This is a genomic window from Deinococcus apachensis DSM 19763 (assembly GCF_000381345.1).
Lineage (GTDB): Bacteria > Deinococcota > Deinococci > Deinococcales > Deinococcaceae > Deinococcus > Deinococcus apachensis.
In genome coordinates this window covers 1-1,697 of sequence record NZ_KB906447.1, presented here as the reverse complement: position 1 = coordinate 1,697, position 1,697 = coordinate 1, and the positions used below count along the sequence as shown (strand labels likewise).

The 1,697-nt window shown below is 61.5% G+C and carries 2 protein-coding genes; one reads left to right on the top strand and one right to left on the bottom strand.

Annotated features, from left to right (window positions below):
- Positions 1-179 precede the first annotated feature (179 nt).
- Positions 180-1,346, top strand: coding sequence for a tRNA guanosine(34) transglycosylase Tgt (gene tgt / locus F784_RS0121995; RefSeq protein ID WP_026332663.1), 1,167 nt, complete (start codon positions 180-182; stop codon positions 1,344-1,346).
- Positions 1,347-1,394: 48 nt separating this feature from the next.
- Here tgt and F784_RS0121990 read toward each other — a convergent pair.
- Positions 1,395-1,697 (bottom strand): transposase family protein (locus F784_RS0121990; RefSeq protein WP_019588850.1); only part of this gene is annotated, 303 nt, incomplete at its 5' end.

The window sequence follows — 1,697 nt, the reverse complement described above, 5'->3', positions numbered from 1 at the left end:
GAGCACTACCTTGCCAAGGTAGATGTCGCGAGTTCGAATCTCGTCTCCCGCTCCATCCCTCCCCCCACCCTGATCAGCGGTGGGGGGTTTTCTTGGTTGCCTTGGTGGGGCCATTGACCCACGTCTTGTTTGCAATTGAGATTGCGAGCGGCACACGGCAGATCGGGCAGAATGCTGAGGTGTTTGAGTTCGACATTCGGCGCCGTGATGGGCGTGCGCGCACGGCTACCTTCCAGACTCCGCGGGGTCAGATACTGACGCCTCTGTTTATGCCTGTCGGGACACAGGGGAGCGTCAAGGGTATTAGCCCACAGGAGCTGTTGGACATCGGCTCGCAGATGATTCTGGCGAATACCTACCACCTGATGCTCCGTCCTGGGGAGCAACTGGTGGCAGCTCATGGTGGCCTTCCTGGGTTTACAGCCTACCCTGGCCCGTTTCTGACCGATTCCGGCGGCTTTCAGGTCATGAGCCTCGGCCACATGCGGAAGATCACCGAACAGGGGGTGACGTTCAAAAGCCATATCGATGGCGCGAACGTCTCTTTGACTCCAGAACGGAGTATTCAGGTGCAGGAGGCGCTGGGGGCCGACGTGATTATGGCTTTCGACGAGTGCCCGCCCTACCCAGCTGAACGCGGCTACATCGAGAACAGCCTGGAACGGACGGTTCGCTGGCTGGAACGCTGCCACGCCGTCAAGACGCGGGAGGATCAGGCCCTCTTTGCCATCGTGCAGGGGGGTGTTCATCAGGACTTGCGGCAGCAGAGCCTCGACCTGACGCTGCCCTTTGGAACCCCCGGCTTCGCTATCGGTGGACTGGCCGTCGGGGAGTCGAAGGAGGAGATGTACCCGGCCGTTGCCTTCACGGCGTCACGTCTGCCTGAGGGAAAACCCCGTTACCTGATGGGCGTCGGACACCCCGAGGATCTGGTGGCGGGCATCGCCCTGGGAGTCGATATGTTCGACTGTGTATATCCCACCAGAACGGGCCGTTTCGGTTATGCCCTAACGGACGACGGACGCCTGAACATGAATTCCAGCGCCCCCCGCACGCAGTTGGAACCCATTGACCGGGATTGTGACTGCTACGCCTGCCGCCACTACACGCGGGCCTACCTGGCTCACCTGGTCCGGGCCGAGGAGATGCTGGCCCCGCGGATGCTCTCGCTGCACAATCTCCGTTACCTGCACGGTCTGGTTGAGCGTGCTCGCACGGCGATTGAGCAGGGGGCTTTCCAGGTCTGGGCCCAGACCTGGGCGCAACGGTATTTCCGGGAAGCGGTTCCCCAATGGTTCGCTGTGGCTCTGGAGACAGGCCGTCAGACTGAATTCTCGACGTCCTGAAGTGGACCCTCCTCCTTTGTTTGTTTCCCAATAGACCTCCTGCGAAAGTCAGGCTGAGCAGGAGAGGGTGAGGTTGCAGAGGGCCGCGATGAGGTGCAGACGCAAAGCAAACCGACGCCTGCGGTGTCGATAGACGCCCTTGAGTACCCGAAAAATCTTCAGGCGTCGGATCATGTGCTCGATCCCCTGCCGGGTATGCGCCAGGACAACCGTGTCCTGGCGCTGCTCGTGGGTGAGTGGCGTGGTGCGGGTCGCCTTGTGAGGTGTGAGCGCGTGAGGGTGTTCCTTCCAGAGGCCCTGGTACCCGGCATCACCGATCAGGGCCGTCTCCACGGGCAGCTGCACCTTGGA